The sequence below is a fragment of the Amycolatopsis sp. NPDC004772 genome (assembly GCF_053601215.1).
Genome location: NZ_JBSGBK010000129.1, coordinates 1 through 16,263 on the forward strand (window position 1 = coordinate 1; position 16,263 = coordinate 16,263).

A 16,263-nucleotide genomic window follows, 5' to 3' on the forward strand; every position below is an offset into this window, starting at 1 on the left:
CCTGACGGCGCTGGCGCTGCTGTTCGGGGCGAGGACCCGCCCGACGCACCGCGCCCTGGACGACGCGCGGGCGACGGTCGACGTCCTGCCCGGGCTCACAGCGCGGACGTCGGCGACTACGCGGAACAGCTGACGGCCGCGTTCGCCGAGGAGACCGGGCTGTCCGCTCCGGTGCTGCCGTGGCACACGCTGCGGACGCCGGTGGCGGACCTCGTCGGCGCGCTCGCGTTCGCCGCCGGGGCGCTGGGGAAGCTGGCCGTCGACGTCGAGACGCTCAGCCGGACCGAGCTGGGCGAGGTCGCCGAACCGACCGCCGATGGGCGGGGTGGTTCGTCGGCGATGCCGCACAAGCGGAACCCGGTGCTCGCGACGCTGATCCGGTCGGCTGCGCTGCAGGTGCCCGTGCTGGCCGCCGGGGTGACGCAGTCGATGCTCGCCGAGGACGAGCGGTCGGCCGGGGTGTGGCACGCCGAGTGGCAGCTGGTGCGCGAGTGCCTCCGTCTGACCGGCGGCGCCGCGCACACTGCCGCCGAGCTGGCGCGCGGGCTCACCGCGGAGCCCGAGCGGATGCGGACGAACTTGGCGTCGACGAACGGGCTGATCGTCTCCGAGCGGCTTTCCGCCGTGCTCGCACCGCTGCTCGGCAAGGCGACGGCCAAGGAGCTGCTGGGCGAGGCGTCCCGGCGGGCGGTGCGCGAGGACCGGCCGCTCCGGGACGTCCTGGACGAGCTGCCCGCCATCACCGGCGTACTGACGCCGGCCGCACTGGACGACCTGCTCGACCCGGCCGGCTACACCGGCGCGGCAGGTGCACTGGTTGACCACGCCCTCGGTGGCAGGAAGCCGGGCAGTTCGGACTAGCGGCCAAAGGTCGACGTGGGTGAGCGGGACGGATCGAGAGCTCGGAGGGCGGCTCCGGCAAGCTGCGGTGCGAGTGCGGCTCCTCGGAGTCGGCGGCTGCCCTGCCGCTCCCCGCGCTGGCGGCCTTGCCGGGCCGAGCGCGCTGGCCGACCGCCGCGCAGGGCCCCCTGCCGTCCCGCCGCGGCAGTCGCTCGGCCGCGCAGCGCCCCTGCCGCCCGGCCCACACCCGCTGCCCCGCCCAGCTGTCCTGCCGCGGCCGCCGCTAGGCCAGCCTTGCCGCCCGGCCGGCCTATGCCCCGCCGCAGCCAGCTTTGCCACCCAGCCGCTCCGTCGCAGCCAGCCCTGCCCCGGGCCGCCCCGCCGCGGCCGCTGTGAGGCCGCCGGCGGCCCGGCCACCCCTCGCTGCGGCCACACCTCGCCGCGGCCGGCTAACACGCGCCCGGCCGGCACCACCCCCACGTCGCAGGTGGGCCCGCGCCTCAGCCACCTCTATCGCTGCTGACACGGGCCGCCGCACGGCTCGGGAAAATTCTTTGAACCGCCCTCGGCGGGGGTCCGTGTAGTGGGTATCAGGCAGCCGCACCGAGCGGCCGGGAAACCCCAACGGACACAAGGAGAACTTCCATGCTTCGCACGCGCATCGCCGTCTCCGTCGCCGCGGCGGCAGCCGGGCTGGCAGTGCTCACCGCTTGCTCGGGTGCCGAGACTGCCCAGCCGGTTGTCGCTCCTGCGGCGGCGGGTGGCACCGGTGGTGGCCAGGCCGCCAACAACAACGGCCAGGTCGGGAACGCCGCTCCGGCGTCGAACGAGACCAAGCTGGTCGTCGCCGATGTGGCCGATGTGGGGCAGGTGCTCACCGACCAGAACGGGATGACCCTCTACCGGTTCGACAAAGACACCGCGAAGCCGCCGAAGTCCAACTGCGACGGTGACTGCGCCAAGGCCTGGCCGCCCGTGCTGGCCACCGGGGACGTGGACGTCCAGGGGGTCGACAAGAACAACGTCGGGAAGGTGACCCGGTCCGACGGGACCGAGCAGATCACCGTCGGCGGGTGGGCGCTCTACCGCTACGCGAAGGACACCAAGCCCGGTGACGCGACCGGCCAGGGAGTCGGGGGCGCCTGGTACGCCGCGAACGCCAAGGGCGGGAAGGCCGGGCAGGCCGCGGCCGGCGAGTCCGAAGCCGGCGCCGTGAAGCTCAGTGCCAGCAAGATCGACGGCCTCGGCGATGCGATCGTCGACCAGAACGGGATGACCCTCTACCTGTTCCAGAAGGACACCAAGAAGAAGGCCTCCGCCTGCAACGGTGACTGCGCCAAGACCTGGCCGCCGGTGCTCTCCAAGGGCAAGGTCGAACTGCAGGGCATCGACTCGAAGCTGCTCGGCAGCATCAAGCGGCAGGACGGCAGCGAGCAGGTGACCATCGGCGGCTGGCCCGTCTACACCTTCTCGAAGGACACCAAGCCGGGCGATGCGAACGGGCAGGGCGTCAACGGCACCTGGTTCGTCATCGAGCCCGCCGGTTGCAAGCTCGGCAGCAACCCGAACACCGCTGCCGGCCAGCAGCAGGCTCCGGCCGGCAGCGGCGCCACGACCAACGATTCCGGTTCCGGTGGCACCACCTACTGAACCCGAACCATCCCGAACCTCTTAGTGGGCGAGGCCCGGCGGACGCTCTTCGTGAGTGACCTCCGGGCCTCGCCCCTTGTGGTCACGACGCAGGAACGACCGGCGGCGCGGTTCTTCTTCGGGAACCCGGTCGATGACCTCGGTGCGCTGCTCGGCGACGACCGGCTCGTCGGCCGTCTCGTCCTCGGGCAGCAGGATGGTGCGGCGGGCCGGCAGGACCGCGATCAGCAGGCCGAGCGCAGCGACACCGAGGTGCAGCCACGTGTCGGCGGGCTCGAGGTCCATCGGGTTGCCGGCGTTGGCGAACGGGTTGCTCGAAATGAGGCCGTCGATCATCAGGCCCCACACGAACAGCAGGCCGTAGCCGATGAACAGCAGCCAGCCGAACGCCCGTGCGCGGCCCGAGCCGAACGCGAGCAGCAGGCCGACGACGCCGGTCACGACGCGGACCAGGCTCATCAGCGGGTTGGCGGAGAACCGCCAGAACCCGGCGTCGTGGTGGCCGGCGAAATCGCCGAAGCCGGTCCTTGACAGTCCGATGATGCCGACGACGAGGAACGCGATCCCGGCCAGTCCGGCCAGCACCTGCGCCGGCTGCAGGCCTCGGACCCGGATGCGTGCGCCTTTCGCGTGAACCATGACTCCAGTCCTTCCCAGCGGGTGGTGACGACCGTCACCGCGCTGGAGTACCCCGCGACCACGGTGGGTGAAACGATGGTGCTTGCCCGCAGGGCCCTCCCGCGTTCCCGATTCGGGCCCCCTTCGAGAGGTATCCCACAAAGCACTCCGTTCCGGCGAACGACGCGTGGCCTTCCCGGCAATCCAGGTCATGCGCAAGCTGAGCGGCATCTTCCTGGTGGGGCTGTGCCTGGGGGCGATCGGCGCGGTGGTGGTAACGGCGGGGCACAGCACCGCCGCGGCGCCCCAACCGCTCGCGGTCACCGCGAACGCGGCGACGACGTCCGCGACGCCGACTCCGGCAGCCGCGCCCGAGAGCGAGCCGTCCGCCACGCCGGCGCCCAAGACCGAGCCCAAGACCGAGCCCAAGGCGCCGCCGGCCGAGGTGGACGCCGGCGCACTGGCCGGGATCGTGCGCGACGGCGAGGTCAGCGCCGTCGTCTTCGATCGGGAGTCCGGCGCGGCGACCGTCTCCGTGCAGCCGAACCGCGGGTACACCTCCGCGTCGATCGTGAAGCTGCTGATTGCGCTTTCCGTGCTCGACCAGGGCGGCCCTGCGGCGGACGTCCAGCGGATGCTGTCCCGCAGCGACGACGACCTCGCGAGCCGGTTCTGGGCGGCCTACGGCGGGCCGTCGATCGTCACGCGCTGGGCCACGAAGCTCGGCCTCACCGGTACCCGGCCGCCCGCCGATCCCGGCCGGTGGGGCGACACGCGGATCACCGCGGCCGACGTCGTGAAGGTCTACCAGTACCTGCTGACCAAGAAGTCGGTCACGATCCTGAACGCGCTGCGCGACGCGACCGAGCGCGGGTCCGACGGCTTCCGGCAGTACTTCGGCATCCCGGACGCCGCCGGTGGACAGCCGTGGGCGGTGAAGCAGGGCTGGTCGTGCTGCCGGCCGACGCGGATGCTGCACACCTCGGGCGTGGTCGGCAAGGACAACCGCTCCATCGTCGTAGTGCTGACCGAGCACCCCGCCAAGGTCGACTACGCGACCGCGTCGAAGCGGGTCACGGAGATCGTCTCGAAGCTGCTCGGCTGAGCCGGCTCACTGCTCGACGTCCGCCAGCGCACCGGGCGCGCCGGAGCGCGGCAGCGGCCACGGCTGCACCCCGCCGAGGGTCTGGACCTGCCGGCCCGCCGGGGCGGGCGGCGTCGTGTGGGCGCCGATCCAGGTGAGGATGTCGGGGAGCTGGGATTTGAAGGTGTTCATGTTGTGGCCGGCGTCCGGCACCTGCCACGACTGGAAGCGGACCGGCGGGCGGACGCCGGCCTGGATCAGCCCGGCCGCCGCGCCCTCGAACTTCTCCTTCTCGCCCCAGATGGCCAGGATGTCCACCGGGGACGGGTGGAGGCGGACCGTGATGCCGACGTTGTTGGCGTCGTCGACGTCCTGGCGGCCCTTGTAGAGGTTCTCCGTCTCGGCGTCCATCTGCGCGCGGTCGTAGCCGCTGACGCTCACCGCCTGGCCGTACCACTGCGGGTGGCGGGTCACCAGGTTCATCGCGCAGTAGCCGCCGGACGACCAGCCGGCGAAGGTCCAGGCCTTCCGGTCCGCCGCGACGCCCAGCTTGTGCAGCGCCCACTCGCGCAGGTCCGCCGTCAAATACGTGTCGTTCGCGGTGCCGTTGACCTCGTCGACGCATTCGGTGTCGTGGCCGATCTTCGGGACGCCCGTGGGGTCCGGCATGATCACCACGACCGGGGGCAGCGCGCGCTTGGCGATCGCCGCGTCGAGCTGTTCCGGGAGCTTGTACCCGTCGGTGACGACCTCGGGCCCGGACGGGTAGTTCGGGATCCACTCGACGGCCGGGAACTTGAGGCTCTTGTAGGCCGGGTCGAAGTACTGCGGCGGCAGGTACACCGTCACGTCGCGGGTGAGCTTGGTGCGCCGGCCGGTCACCTTCATGTGGACGACGGTTCCCTTGCCGTCCTTGGCGTGCGCCGCACCGACGTCCCGGACGAGGTCGAGGTTTTCGCCGTTCGCGCTCGTCTCGGCGTCGATGCTGTCGGCCGCGTAGACGCCGGTGCCGAGCAGCGAACCGAGGGTCGGGAAGAACCCGCCGATCAGGTTGCCGGCCAGGCCGGTGGTGACGACGATCGAGACGACCGCGCAGAGGATGGTGACGGTGCGCCACAGGAGCTTGCGCTTCCACCGCTCCCAGAACAACGGGATCGCGATGATCGCCAGCAGCGTCACGACGACCACGATGACCATCGTGATCGGCGAATCGAGCCGGATGCTGCTGAGGTGCATGGGGACGGTCCTTCCGGGCGGGCAGCGGATGCGCACCCGGACCCCCCGGGACTCGCGTATATAGCACGTTTGACCCGGCTTGCACGTTGCGGACCTGTGAGTTGGCTCATAGGCCCGCAACGTGCGGCGCTCTCAGCGTTTTCTCAACTACTTCGCCAAAGCACGCGCCAGCACCGTGACGGCCTGGGTGATCGCGGCCTCGGCGGCGTGCGTCTCGCGCAGCGCGTTCACCATGACGAAGTCGTGGATGATCCCCTGGTACCGGACGGCCGTGACGGGGACACCGGCCTGACGCAGCTTCGCCGCGTACGCCTCACCTTCGTCGCGAAGCACGTCGGCCTCGCCGGTGATCACCAGGGCCGGCGGCAGCCCGGCGAGCTCGTCGAGCGACGCGCGCAGCGGCGACGCCGTGATCTCCGCGCGCTGGGCGGGGTCCGTCGTGTACTGGTCCCAGAACCACTTCATGCCTTCGCGGCCGAGGAAGTAGCCCTCGGCGAACCGGTGGTAGGACTCGGTGTCGAAGGAAGCGTCGGTGACCGGGTAGAACAGCACCTGCTGCCGGAAGGTGACGTCGCCGCGCTGCTTGGCCAGCAGCGTCAGCGCCGCGGTCATGTTGCCGCCCACGGAGTCGCCGGCGATCGCGATGCGCGAGGTGTCGAGGCCCTTCTCGGCGCCGTGCTGGGCGACCCACTTCGCCACGGCGTAGTTCTCCTCGATGGCGACCGGGTAGCGCGCTTCGGGCGACCGGCTGTACTCGGGGAAGACGACGGCGGCGCCGACCCCGGCCGCCAGCTCGCGAACCAGCCGCTCGTGGGTGTGGAAGTCGCCGAACACCCAGCCGGCGCCGTGGATGTAGACGATCACCGGCAGCGGACCGGAAACGCCGGCCGGGCGGACGATCCGCGTCTCGACGTCGCCGTTCGGGCCACCCGGGACGGCCAGCACCTCGATCTCGGCGGCGGGCATGGCGACCTCGCCGTCCTGGACGCCGTCGACGGCCTTGCGCCCTTCCTCCGGCGGCAGCTGGAACAGGTACGGCGGCTGGTCGGTGGCCTCCGCGAACGCCTGCGCGGCCGGTTCGAGGGCCAGGTTGTGCGGGTTGGCGGTCATGTCGTCCTCCTCGGGGTGGAAGCTGATGCCTCGAAGGTAGCTCGCAACTCAGTTGTGCACAACTAAATGAGACTCGATGAGATGCGGCGCACTTGAGTTGCCGCTCTCCCCGAAGTCGTGGAGCATGAAGAGTTACGAGAGAGGAGGACGCCATGGCATCGCTGCGGCTGGACGACCAGCTCTGCTTCGGGCTGTACGCGGCGTCGCGCGCGGTGACGTCGCTGTACCGGGTCGTCCTGGAGGACCTCGATCTGACCTACCCCCAGTACCTGGTCATGCTGGCGCTCTGGGAGCGGGACCACCGGCTGGTCAAGGAGCTCGGCGCGGAGCTGAACCTCGACTCGGGCACGCTGTCCCCGCTGCTCAAGCGGTTGCAGACGGCGGGCCTGGTGGTCCGGAACCGGCAGGCCGACGATGAGCGCTCGGTCCGCGTCAGCCTGAGCGACGCCGGAACGGCGTTGCGCGACAAGGCGCAGGGCATTCCCGACGTGATCGGCACGGCGATGAGCCTGGACGACGCCGGGGTGGCCCGGATGCGGGCCGAGCTGGACCGCCTGACAGAGTCGGTGAACGCCTATCGGGAGGCTCTGACACCGGCATGATCAACCACGACGACGCGCTGAAAGCCGTCGAAAGCAGTCTCGACCGGCCGTCGGCCGCGCGGATCTACGACTACTTCATCGGCGGCAACACGCACTACGCGATCGATCGCGACTTCGCCGAGAAGGTCCGCGCCCGCCTGCCGCTGATGGGCGAGTACTGCCTGACGAGCCGGCAGTTCCTGGGCCGCGCGGTCCGCCAGTGCGTCCGCGAAGGCATCCGGCAGTTCGTCGACGTCGGCTCCGGGCTGCCGACAGCGGGCAACGTGCACGAAGTCGCCGACGACGCCCGACCCGAGCTGGACACGCGGGTGCTCTACATCGACAACGAGCCCATCGCGCTGGCCCACTCGACGCTGCTGCTCGCCGACACCGCCGACCCCGAGCGCCACCACGCCATCGCCGCGGACTTCCTGCAGCCGGACGACCTCTGGGAGCGGGTGAAGGCCTCGGAGATCATCGACCCGCGGCAGCCGGTCGCCCTGGTGATCAACGCGGTCATGCACTTCATCAAGGACGAGCAGAACCCGGACCAGCTGCTGGAGTTCTACCGCTCCCGGCTCGCCCCCGGTTCGCTGCTGGTGCTGTCGCAGATGACCAACGAGAACCCGGTGAACGAGGACGAGCGGCAGGCCCTGCTCGACCTGCTCGAGTACTACGAGACCACGACCAACCCGGGTTTCCTGCGGACGATGGCCGAGTTCGAACGCTTCTTCGGCGGCTGGCCGATGCTCGAACCGGGGCTCGTCTACGCGCCGGCGTGGCACCCCGACGAGCACACCGTGTTCGCCGGTTCGCCGTCCGAGTCGCGGGTGATCGGCGGCGTCGCGCGCAAGCCCTAAGAGGCTTCGCGCAGGCTTTCCAGCACGTCGAGGACAGCTCCTTTGCCCAGGTCGACGGCCTTGCGCAGCACCTCCGGGTCGCGCTCCAGCACCGCCACGTCCGGCGCACCGGCCGGCGGTCGGATGCTCAGGATGCGCGGGGCGCTCGCCAGAATTTCTTCGTCTTCGACGTCCCGCCGGTAGGTGTCCTGCCAGGCCGGGATCGCGCCGGGCGCCTGGCGGCGCAGGAACCGCGGCACCACGACGTCGTGCACGCGCGGCGGCGGCACCGGCAGCTCGTCGGCGCGGCAGGTCCGCAGCACCAGGACGTCGGTGGCGCCCTGCGCGAGCGCGGTGCGGTACGGGATCGGCTCGGCCACGCCGGCGTCGACGAACCGGCGGCCGGCCATCGGGATCGGCGGCCCGGCCAGCACCGGCATGCACGACGACGCGGCGAGCGCGACCTTGATCGCGTCGACGTCGTCGAGAAAGGGGTGCAGGTCGGTCGACTCCCCCGTGTCGGCGTCGGTCGCCAGCGGGTGGAAGCTGACCGGGTTGGCCAGGATGGCCGGGAAGTCCATCGGTTCCAGCACCGAATAGACCTGGTGGACGAGGTATTCGAGGTCGATCACCGCGCGGCCGCGCAGCGTGTGCAGCGGGTTGATGATCCGGCGCATGACGACCGGGTTCCACCAGGTCCGGACGCCGGTCGAGGAGCGGCCGCAGAGCAGCCAGGCGCCGTTCAGCGCGCCGGCCGACGAGCCGTAGACGGCGTCGAACGCGGGGGTCACGCCGAGTTCGTCCAAGGCCAGGACCATGCCGCTGGAGTAGGTGCCGCGGCTGCTGCCGCCCTCGATGGCGAGGGCGAGACGCCGGACGTCGGTGCGTTCGCCCGGGACACTGCCCGCCGCCATCCGTTCGGAGATCAGTTCGAGTACCGGGTGCACCCTTCCATCGTGGTCGTTTACGCGCATTAGTCGACCCGTTTTATCCCACCCAGGGGGGTGAAGTGATGCGCGCCTCGTTGCACTGCAACTCGTTGCATAGCACCCTCCAACCATGGCACTGGAGCACGCGATCCTCGTCTCGCTGTCCGAGCGCGCCGGTTCGGGTTACGAGCTCACGCGCCGCTTCGAGAAGTCGATCGGGCTCTTCTGGAGCGCCACCCACCAGCAGATCTACCGCGTGCTGAAGCGGATGGAAGAGGCCGGCTGGGTGGCCGTCGACGTCGTCGCGCAGTCGGGGCGGCCGGACAAGAAGGTCTACACGGTCGGCGACGGCGGGCGCGCCGAGCTCGTCCGCTGGCTGGCCGAGCCCGATCCGGCCGCGGGGCCGGTCGAGCTGGCCGTGAAGATCCGCGGCGCGACCTTCGGCGATCCGGCGAAGGTGGCCGAGGAGATCGTCCGCCACCGCGCGAAGCACGCCGAACGCCTCGACGTCTACCGCCAGATCGAGAAGCGCGACTTCCCCGCGCCGGCCGCGCTGACCGGCCAGCACCTGCACCAGTACCTGGTCCTGCGCGGCGGCATCCGCGTCGAAGAAGGCCAGGTCGAGTGGTTCGACGAAGTCCTCGCCGCCCTCCACCACCCGAAGGACGCCCGATGAGCCCGTACCCGAACTTGCTGTCGCCGTTGGACCTCGGTTTCACGACGCTGCGCAACCGCGTCCTGATGGGGTCGATGCACACCGGCCTCGAGGACAAGGCCGCGCACTTCCCCGAACTGGCCGAGTACTACGCCGAACGCGCCCGCGGCGGCGTCGGCCTGATCGTCACCGGCGGGTTCGCGCCGAACCGCACCGGCTGGCTGCTGCCGCTCGCGTCCAAGCTGACGACGTCCGCCGAGGCGCGGCAGCACCGGCAGCTCACCGCGCCGGTGCACGAGGCCGGCGGCAAGATCGCGCTGCAGATCCTGCACGCGGGCCGGTACGCCTACCACCCGCTGAGCGTGTCGGCGTCGAGCATCAAGGCGCCGATCAACCCGTTCCGGCCGCGGGCCCTCACGAAACACGGCGTCCGCCAACAGATCGACGCCTTCGCGAACTGCGCCGCTCTCGCGCGCGAAGCGGGCTACGATGGTGTCGAGATCATGGGCTCCGAGGGCTACCTGATCAACCAGTTCCTGGCCGAGCGCACCAACAAGCGCACCGACGCCTGGGGCGGCACGCCCGGGAAGCGCCGCCGGTTCGCCGTCGAGATCGTCAAGCGCACCAGGGAAAAGGCCGGCGAGGACTTCATCATCGTCTACCGGCTTTCGATGCTCGACCTCGTCCCGGGCGGCCAGCGCTGGGAGGACGTCGTCGCGCTCGCCCAGGAGGTCGAGGCGGCCGGCGCGACGATCATCAACACCGGCATCGGCTGGCACGAAGCCCGGGTGCCGACGATCGTGACGTCGGTGCCGCGCGCCGCCTTCACCTGGGTCACCGGGAAGCTCAAGCCGCACGTCGGCATCCCGGTCGTCACCTCGAACCGGATCAACATGCCGCAGGTCGCCGAGGAAGCGCTGAGCAGCGGCGACGCCGACCTCGTGTCGATGGCCCGGCCGTTCCTCGCCGATCCCGAGTGGATCCGGAAGGCCGAGAGCGGCCGCGAGGACGAGATCAACACCTGCATCGCGTGCAACCAGGCCTGCCTCGACCACGCTTTCAAGCGCAAGCTCGTGTCCTGCATGGTGAATCCGCGCGCGGGCCACGAAACGACGCTGACGTTGTCGCCGACGCGGCGGTCGAAGCACGTCGCGGTCGTGGGCGCGGGCCCGGCGGGCCTCTCGGCGGCAACCGCGCTGGCCGAACGCGGGCACCGCGTCGAACTCTTCGAAGCCGACGACGAAATCGGCGGCCAGTTCGGCATCGCGCGGAAGATCCCCGGCAAGGAGGAGTTCGCCGAGACCATCCGCTACTACCAGCGGCGCCTGGAAGTGACCGGGGTGAAGCTGCACCTCGGCACCCGCGTGCGGGCCGCGGAGCTCACCGGCTTCGACGAGGTCGTGCTGGCCACCGGCGTCGCGCCGCGCGTGCCGTCGCTGCCTGGGATCGACCACCCGAAGGTGCTTTCGTACGTCGACGTCGTCAAGCACGGCAAGCCCGTCGGCGCGCGGGTCGCGGTGATCGGGGCCGGCGGCATCGGCGTCGACGTCAGCGAGTTCCTCACGCACACGGCGTCTCCGGCGCTGGATCGGGCCGCGTGGATGGCCGAATGGGGGGTCACCGACCCGGAACAGGCGGCGGGCGGCCTCGGCACGCCGCAGCCCGAGCCGTCGCCGCGGCAGGTGTTCCTGTTGCAGCGCAAGAAGTCCGGCATCGGCGCCGGGCTCGGCAAGACGTCCGGGTGGGTGCACCGGGCGGCGCTCAAGGCCAAGCGCGTCGAGCAGCTGCCCGGTGTCACGTACGACCGCATCGACGACAACGGCCTGCACATCACCGTCGACGGGAAGCCGCGGGTGCTGGACGTCGACACGGTGGTCGTCTGCGCGGGTCAGGAGCCGGTGCGCGACCTCGCCGACGACCTGCGTGCGGCCGGGCTGCCGGTGCACCTCATCGGCGGGGCCGACGTGGCCGCGGAACTCGACGCGAAACGCGCGATCGACCAGGGAACGCGGCTCGCCGCCGCGCTGTAGCCCGTAGAGCGTCCGGCACTGGCAGGATGGGCCCGTGCGAGACGTATGCGTGATCGGGCTCGGGCTGATCGGCGGATCACTGTTGCGCGCGGCGGCCGCCAGCGGCCGCACGGCGTGGGGTGCCGCGGTTTCCGAAGTGGACGCCGATGCGGCGAGCAGAGCGGGCTTCGACGTCACCACCGACGTCGAAGCGGCCCTGCACCGGGCCGCGGCCGAGGACGCGATGGTCGTGCTCGCCGTGCCATTGCCGGCCGTCGAAGACCTGCTGCGGCTGGTCAACCAGCACGCGTCGCACTGCCTGCTCACCGACGTGACCAGCGTGAAAGCGCCGGTCCTGGACGCGGTTCGCCGTCGCGTGCCCTACACGCGGTACGTCGGCGGGCACCCGATGGCCGGGACGTCGAACTCCGGCTGGCTGGCCGGGGACGCCGCGCTGTTCCAGGGCGCCGCGTGGGTGGTCGCCGTCGAGGAGGACACCGACCTCGAAGCCTGGGCCGAGGTGGCGAAGCTCGTGCTGGACGTCGGGGCGCACGTCGTCCCGCTGCCCGCGGAGTCGCACGACGAGGCCGTCGCCCGGATCTCGCACCTGCCGCACCTGCTGGCGGCGATCCTGGCCACGATCGGCGCCGAGGGCGGCCCGCTCGCGATGTCGCTGGCCGCCGGGTCCTACCGCGACGGCACGCGCGTCGCCGGGTCGAACCCGCAGCTCGTCCGCGCGATGACCGAAGGCAACCGGGACGCGCTGCTGCCGATCGTCGACGAAGCGCTCGGCCGGCTCGGCGCCGCCCGCGGTTCGCTCGCGTCGACCGGCGGGCTCGCGGCCACGATCAACGCGGGGTACGAAGGCGCGCAAGCGCTGGCCGCCAGCCTCGACGTCGAGCGGGCCGGCGTCCGGATCAGCCTGGCCGCGCCGGACGCGCGGCAAGGCCTGATCGCCCTCGGGGAACGCGGCGGCCGGATCACCGGCCTCTCGGACGGGATCGCGACCGGCGAGGTCCAGTAGCTACTGCGCCGGCGGGTTGTCCGGCGTGTCGTCGAACTTGTTGAGGAAGTCCTTCGCCTTCTCGACACCGGTGTCGATCTGGCTTTCGTGGCCGAACTTCGACTTCGCGAAGCCGGCAGCCTTGTCGAGGCCCTCCTCGATCTTGTCGTTGTGCTCGCGCAGGGCCTCTTCGGCCTTGCCCTTCAACGCTTCGAAGTCGATTCCCATGGGTGCATTGAACCGCACGGACGTCACGAACGCCGGTGGTAGGGCAGGAACCGCCGGACGAGCCCCTGGGGCGCCCGTTCGGCCAGGTCGGGGCCGCGGACGGCGTCGAACGCCGACTCCAGCTGGTCGACCACCCCGGACAGCTGCGGCGCGTCGGGCAGCGGCACCGACCGCGGCTCCCGCTGCTCCCGCACGGCCGAGGCGAGTTCCCCCAGCGCGGCCGTCAGCAGCTCGACGTCGGCCGGGGCCGGCGGCGGCACGCCCCGCCCGATCGTCACGCCGACCTCGGTGACGGCGTCCGCGACGCGCTCCTGCGCGGCGATCACCGGCCACCACGCCACCGCCTGGCGGCCGTGCGCGGACGGCTCGACGACGGCCTGCTGGAACGCCGTCCGCAGGTCGGCCAGGGCCCGGTAGGCCCCGCGCCGCGCCCGCGACCGAGCCAGCCGCGCCTCCCCCGACGACGCCTCGACCAGCGCGCGCGAGACGTACTTCGCGACCGCGTCGAGGCCGTCGGCCAGCCGCCCGCCCACCCGCGGACGCCGGCTGCCCGGCCACAGCAGGTAGCCGAAGACGAGCACGATCACGCAGCCCAGCACGGTGTCGACCAGCCGCGCCAGCACCACGCTCCAGTTCCCGGTGTGGGCCAGGCCCATCTGCAGGATGATCAACGGCGTCACGAACGCGCTCTGGATGCCGTAGTTGCGCACCTTCCCGAACGCGATGCCGCCGGCGAAGACCGCGCTGAGCACGACCAGGACCCAGCCGCTCGCGCCGAGGCCGAGCACCGCGGCGCCGATCCCGACGCCGATGACCGTGCCGATCCCGCGCAGCACCGCGCGGCCGAAGACGGACCCGAAGTCGGGCTTGAGCACGATCCCGACGGTCAGCGTGAGCCAGTACGACCGCTCCAGCGGCACGAGCAGGCCGACGACCTCGGCGATCGCGACGCACAGCGTCAGCCGCAGCGCGGCGACCCAGGTCAGCGGGCCGGACGCGAGCGAGGTCGCCCACTCGCGCAGGCGGCGGTGCCACGGCGTCGGCGCGCGGCGCTTGCGGTCGTCACCCTTGCCGATCCGGACCAGGCCCGCGTAGAGCGCGGCGAGCACCGGGTCGGGGTCGCCGGGCGGCGCGAGCGGCGGGGGCGGCAGCGGCTGGCCGGCCAGCACCGCGGCGGACAGCGCGACGAAGTGGTCGATGACCTCGCTCGCCGGGCGGCGGCCGGCGTTGACCATCGCCACCGAGGCCTCGACGGCGGGCGTCGTCGCCGAGAGCAGGTTGAGCAGCTGACGGTAGGCGGCATCGCGGCCGGACAGCCAGGACCGCGCGGTCAGCAACTGGTCGTAGGCGGTGTTCATCGCCGTGGTCAGCCGGTGGCGGGCCACCCGGGAGACGACTTCGTCGCTCGCCGACAGCATCGCGGCCAGCTCGACGTAGACGTGCGCGACGGCGGTGCGTTCGGGGCTGGTCGCGCGGACCGTCCAGGTGACGAGCGCGACCAGGAAGCTCCAGGCCGCGCCGAGGCAGAAGCAGCCGAAGAGGATCTCGACGCGGACGCCGGTCGCGTGCTGCCCGGTGGCGAGCACACAGAAGACGAACATCTGCAGCCCGGCCACCGAGGCGTTGCTGCCGGCCGCGCTGATCACCGCGGACACCGCGGCGACCAGGATCACTGTGGGCACCGACAGCGCCGGCGTGCCGCCGGTGAGCAGGCCGGCGAGGTACCCGGCGGTCGCGGCGAGCGTCGCCCCGCCGAGGCGGCGGGCGCGGTAGCGGTAGGGCCCGGCCGATTCGGACAGCACGGCGGGCAGGGCGCCGGTCGAGATGAGCGCGCCGACGGCGATGTCCCCCGCCGCGTAGGCGATGGCGAGCGGCACGGCCAGCGCGACCACGGCCCGGGCGACCATGTTCCACGGCACCGGCACCGGCGTGCTGCGCAAGAGCTGGACGAGCCAGTGCGGCGCGGCGAGGTCGGGGCGCGGCGTGCTCACCCCTTCATCTTGACCTACGCCGCCGGACGCGATTAATTATCAACCTGTCAACAACGCAGGAGGTACCGGTGGGTAGGAAGTACTCGTACGAGGTCAACCGCACGAGCACCGCTTCGCCGGAGGCGTTGTTCGCCCTCGAAGCGGACGGCCCGCGCTGGGCGGAGTGGGGAAAGCCACTGATCGTCAAGGCCCGCTGGGCGCGGCCGGGCACCGAGGAGCCCGAAGGCATCGGCGCGGTGCGCGAGGTCGGCATGTGGCCGGTCCTGATCCGCGAAGAGACCCTCGAGTACGAGCCCGGCCGCAAGCACGTCTACGCCTTCGCCGCGGGCAAGCCGCTCAAGGACTACCGCGCCGAAGTGCTCTTCACGCCGGCCCCCGGCGGCGGGACGCACCTGCGGTGGACGGGCTCGTTCACCGAGCCGGTGCGCGGGAGCGGACCGGCGCTGGCCGCGACGCTCCGGGCGGTCATCCGGCTGTTCTCGGCGAAGCTGGTCAAGGCGGCCGAAACCGGGCGCTGACCTGGGTGCGCCGCACCACACAAGATCGTCCGGCGCAACTTCGGCCCGTCCCTCGACGTCACTCTTTCGGGTGGTCTTTTCGATCACCCGCGAGAGAGGGGGCGCGGGATGAAGCGAGTGGTGGCGGGCTTGGCCGTGGCGATGGTGGCGCTCACGGCCTGTTCGACGCACGAGCCGGACCAGCGGGAGTTCGGCACGAGCCAGCCGAACCCGGCACCGCAGGGCTCCAGCCCCGACGTGAAGACGTCCGGTCCCTACCCGTTCGGCACCGTCCAGCAGAAGGCGCCCTCGATCGAGAACGGCCAGGTGCCGGTCATCCGCCGGATCACCACCGACAAGCCGTACGTGTTCCTCACCATGGACGACGGCGCCGTGCAGGACCCCGGCGCGCTGAAGCTGATGCAGCAGAACGGCACCCACCCGGTGCTGTTCCTGAACCAGAAGTACGTGAAGGGCCACGAGGCCTACTTCAAGCAGATCCTGGACGCCACCGGCGCGACGCTCGGCGACCACACGGTCGACCACCCGAACCTCAAGGGCAAGCCGTACGAGTTCCAGCGCAAGGAGATCTGCGACGACGCCGACGACTTCCAGAAGAGCCTCGGCGTCCGCCCGTCGCTGTTCCGCCCGCCGTTCGGCAACTACGACCAGAACACCCTGAAGGCGGCGGCCGCCTGCGGCATGCGCGCCTCGGTGCTGTGGACGGCCGCGGTCAACGACGGCGTCGTCCAATTCCAGTCCGGCGACAAGCTCAAGCCGGGCGACATCGTGCTGATGCACTTCCGGAAGACGTTCGCCGAGGACTACACGGCGTTCGTCGAGCGGGCCGAGAAGGACGGACTGACGCCCGTCCCCCTGGCCGACTTCCTCGGCTAGATGTGATGTCCAGGGACGTTGTCCCGGCTTGAGGTGACCCGGTGATGGCCTGTCGTGCTGACAGGTGAAGGCCTCCGGTTGTGAAGTGGAGCTGTC

General features: G+C 71.4%; 15 protein-coding genes and 1 pseudogene. 10 read left to right on the forward strand and 6 right to left on the reverse strand.

What is annotated here, in order from left to right; all coding sequences use genetic code 11:
* Nucleotides 1-93: 93 nt before the first annotated feature.
* Together ACWEF6_RS40375 and ACWEF6_RS40380 are read left to right on the forward strand one after the other, a co-directional pair.
* Nucleotides 94-861, forward strand: a pseudogene (locus tag ACWEF6_RS40375) (lyase family protein); the annotation flags it as partial.
* 624 nt (nucleotides 862-1,485) lie between these two features.
* The gene (locus tag ACWEF6_RS40380; RefSeq protein WP_449687792.1) at nucleotides 1,486-2,490 is read left to right on the forward strand and encodes an SCO0930 family lipoprotein; all 1,005 of its coding nucleotides are present in this window, start codon (nucleotides 1,486-1,488) and stop codon (nucleotides 2,488-2,490) included.
* A 21-nt stretch (nucleotides 2,491-2,511) separates the two neighbouring features.
* On the opposite strand, the gene ACWEF6_RS40385 is transcribed toward ACWEF6_RS40380, so the two are convergent.
* Nucleotides 2,512-3,129 carry a DUF4383 domain-containing protein gene (locus ACWEF6_RS40385; RefSeq protein WP_449687793.1) on the reverse strand — a complete coding sequence of 206 codons (618 nt, stop codon included), beginning with the start codon at nucleotides 3,127-3,129 and terminating at the stop codon, nucleotides 2,512-2,514.
* A gap of 190 nt (nucleotides 3,130-3,319) precedes the next feature.
* Here ACWEF6_RS40385 and ACWEF6_RS40390 point away from each other — a divergent pair, with 190 nt between their 5' ends.
* Nucleotides 3,320-4,213, forward strand: a complete 894-nt coding sequence (locus ACWEF6_RS40390) for a hypothetical protein (protein ID WP_449687794.1) — start codon at nucleotides 3,320-3,322, stop codon at nucleotides 4,211-4,213.
* Between the two features lie 6 nt (nucleotides 4,214-4,219).
* On the opposite strand, the gene ACWEF6_RS40395 is transcribed toward ACWEF6_RS40390, so the two are convergent.
* Together ACWEF6_RS40395 and ACWEF6_RS40400 are read right to left on the reverse strand one after the other, a co-directional pair.
* The gene (locus ACWEF6_RS40395) at nucleotides 4,220-5,428 is read right to left on the reverse strand and encodes an alpha/beta hydrolase (protein ID WP_449687795.1); all 1,209 of its coding nucleotides are present in this window, start codon (nucleotides 5,426-5,428) and stop codon (nucleotides 4,220-4,222) included.
* A 147-nt stretch (nucleotides 5,429-5,575) separates the two neighbouring features.
* Nucleotides 5,576-6,538: an alpha/beta hydrolase gene (locus ACWEF6_RS40400; RefSeq protein ID WP_449687796.1), complete on the reverse strand. Its 963-nt coding sequence runs from the start codon at nucleotides 6,536-6,538 to the stop codon at nucleotides 5,576-5,578.
* A 152-nt stretch (nucleotides 6,539-6,690) separates the two neighbouring features.
* On the opposite strand from ACWEF6_RS40400, the gene ACWEF6_RS40405 reads away from it, so the two are divergent.
* Nucleotides 6,691-7,140, forward strand: a complete 450-nt coding sequence (locus tag ACWEF6_RS40405; protein WP_449687797.1) for a MarR family winged helix-turn-helix transcriptional regulator — start codon at nucleotides 6,691-6,693, stop codon at nucleotides 7,138-7,140.
* Nucleotides 7,137-7,979 carry an SAM-dependent methyltransferase gene (locus ACWEF6_RS40410; RefSeq protein ID WP_310968066.1) on the forward strand — a complete coding sequence of 281 codons (843 nt, stop codon included), beginning with the start codon at nucleotides 7,137-7,139 and terminating at the stop codon, nucleotides 7,977-7,979. The genes ACWEF6_RS40405 and ACWEF6_RS40410 overlap by 4 nt, the downstream gene beginning before the upstream one ends.
* Here ACWEF6_RS40410 and ACWEF6_RS40415 read toward each other — a convergent pair.
* Nucleotides 7,976-8,905, reverse strand: a complete 930-nt coding sequence (locus tag ACWEF6_RS40415; protein ID WP_449687798.1) for a patatin-like phospholipase family protein — start codon at nucleotides 8,903-8,905, stop codon at nucleotides 7,976-7,978. The genes ACWEF6_RS40410 and ACWEF6_RS40415 overlap by 4 nt on opposite strands.
* Nucleotides 8,906-9,017: 112 nt before the next feature.
* On the opposite strand from ACWEF6_RS40415, the gene ACWEF6_RS40420 reads away from it, so the two are divergent.
* From ACWEF6_RS40420 to ACWEF6_RS40430, 3 genes are read left to right on the forward strand one after another with little or no spacing between them, the layout of a single operon-like run.
* Nucleotides 9,018-9,563 (forward strand): PadR family transcriptional regulator, encoded by a 546-nt coding sequence (locus ACWEF6_RS40420; RefSeq protein WP_449687799.1) that lies wholly within the window; start codon nucleotides 9,018-9,020, stop codon nucleotides 9,561-9,563.
* Nucleotides 9,560-11,572 carry an FAD-dependent oxidoreductase gene (locus tag ACWEF6_RS40425; RefSeq protein ID WP_449687800.1) on the forward strand — a complete coding sequence of 671 codons (2,013 nt, stop codon included), beginning with the start codon at nucleotides 9,560-9,562 and terminating at the stop codon, nucleotides 11,570-11,572. The genes ACWEF6_RS40420 and ACWEF6_RS40425 overlap by 4 nt, the downstream gene beginning before the upstream one ends.
* Before the next feature lie 34 nt (nucleotides 11,573-11,606).
* A complete protein-coding gene (locus tag ACWEF6_RS40430) occupies nucleotides 11,607-12,575 on the forward strand; it encodes a prephenate dehydrogenase (RefSeq protein WP_449687801.1) in 969 nt (322 codons plus the stop codon).
* Here the strand turns inward: ACWEF6_RS40430 and ACWEF6_RS40435 are convergent, their stop codons facing one another.
* Together ACWEF6_RS40435 and ACWEF6_RS40440 are read right to left on the reverse strand one after the other, a co-directional pair.
* Nucleotides 12,576-12,782 (reverse strand): antitoxin, encoded by a 207-nt coding sequence (locus tag ACWEF6_RS40435; RefSeq protein ID WP_449687802.1) that lies wholly within the window; start codon nucleotides 12,780-12,782, stop codon nucleotides 12,576-12,578.
* Nucleotides 12,783-12,805: 23 nt separating this feature from the next.
* Nucleotides 12,806-14,773, reverse strand: coding sequence for an FUSC family protein (locus tag ACWEF6_RS40440; protein ID WP_449687803.1), 1,968 nt, complete (start codon nucleotides 14,771-14,773; stop codon nucleotides 12,806-12,808).
* 68 nt (nucleotides 14,774-14,841) lie between these two features.
* Between ACWEF6_RS40440 and ACWEF6_RS40445 the strand changes: the two genes are divergently transcribed.
* Nucleotides 14,842-15,291 carry an SRPBCC family protein gene (locus ACWEF6_RS40445; RefSeq protein WP_449687804.1) on the forward strand — a complete coding sequence of 150 codons (450 nt, stop codon included), beginning with the start codon at nucleotides 14,842-14,844 and terminating at the stop codon, nucleotides 15,289-15,291.
* 108 nt (nucleotides 15,292-15,399) lie between these two features.
* Nucleotides 15,400-16,167, forward strand: a complete 768-nt coding sequence (locus tag ACWEF6_RS40450) for a polysaccharide deacetylase family protein (RefSeq protein WP_449687805.1) — start codon at nucleotides 15,400-15,402, stop codon at nucleotides 16,165-16,167.
* Nucleotides 16,168-16,263 lie beyond the last annotated feature (96 nt).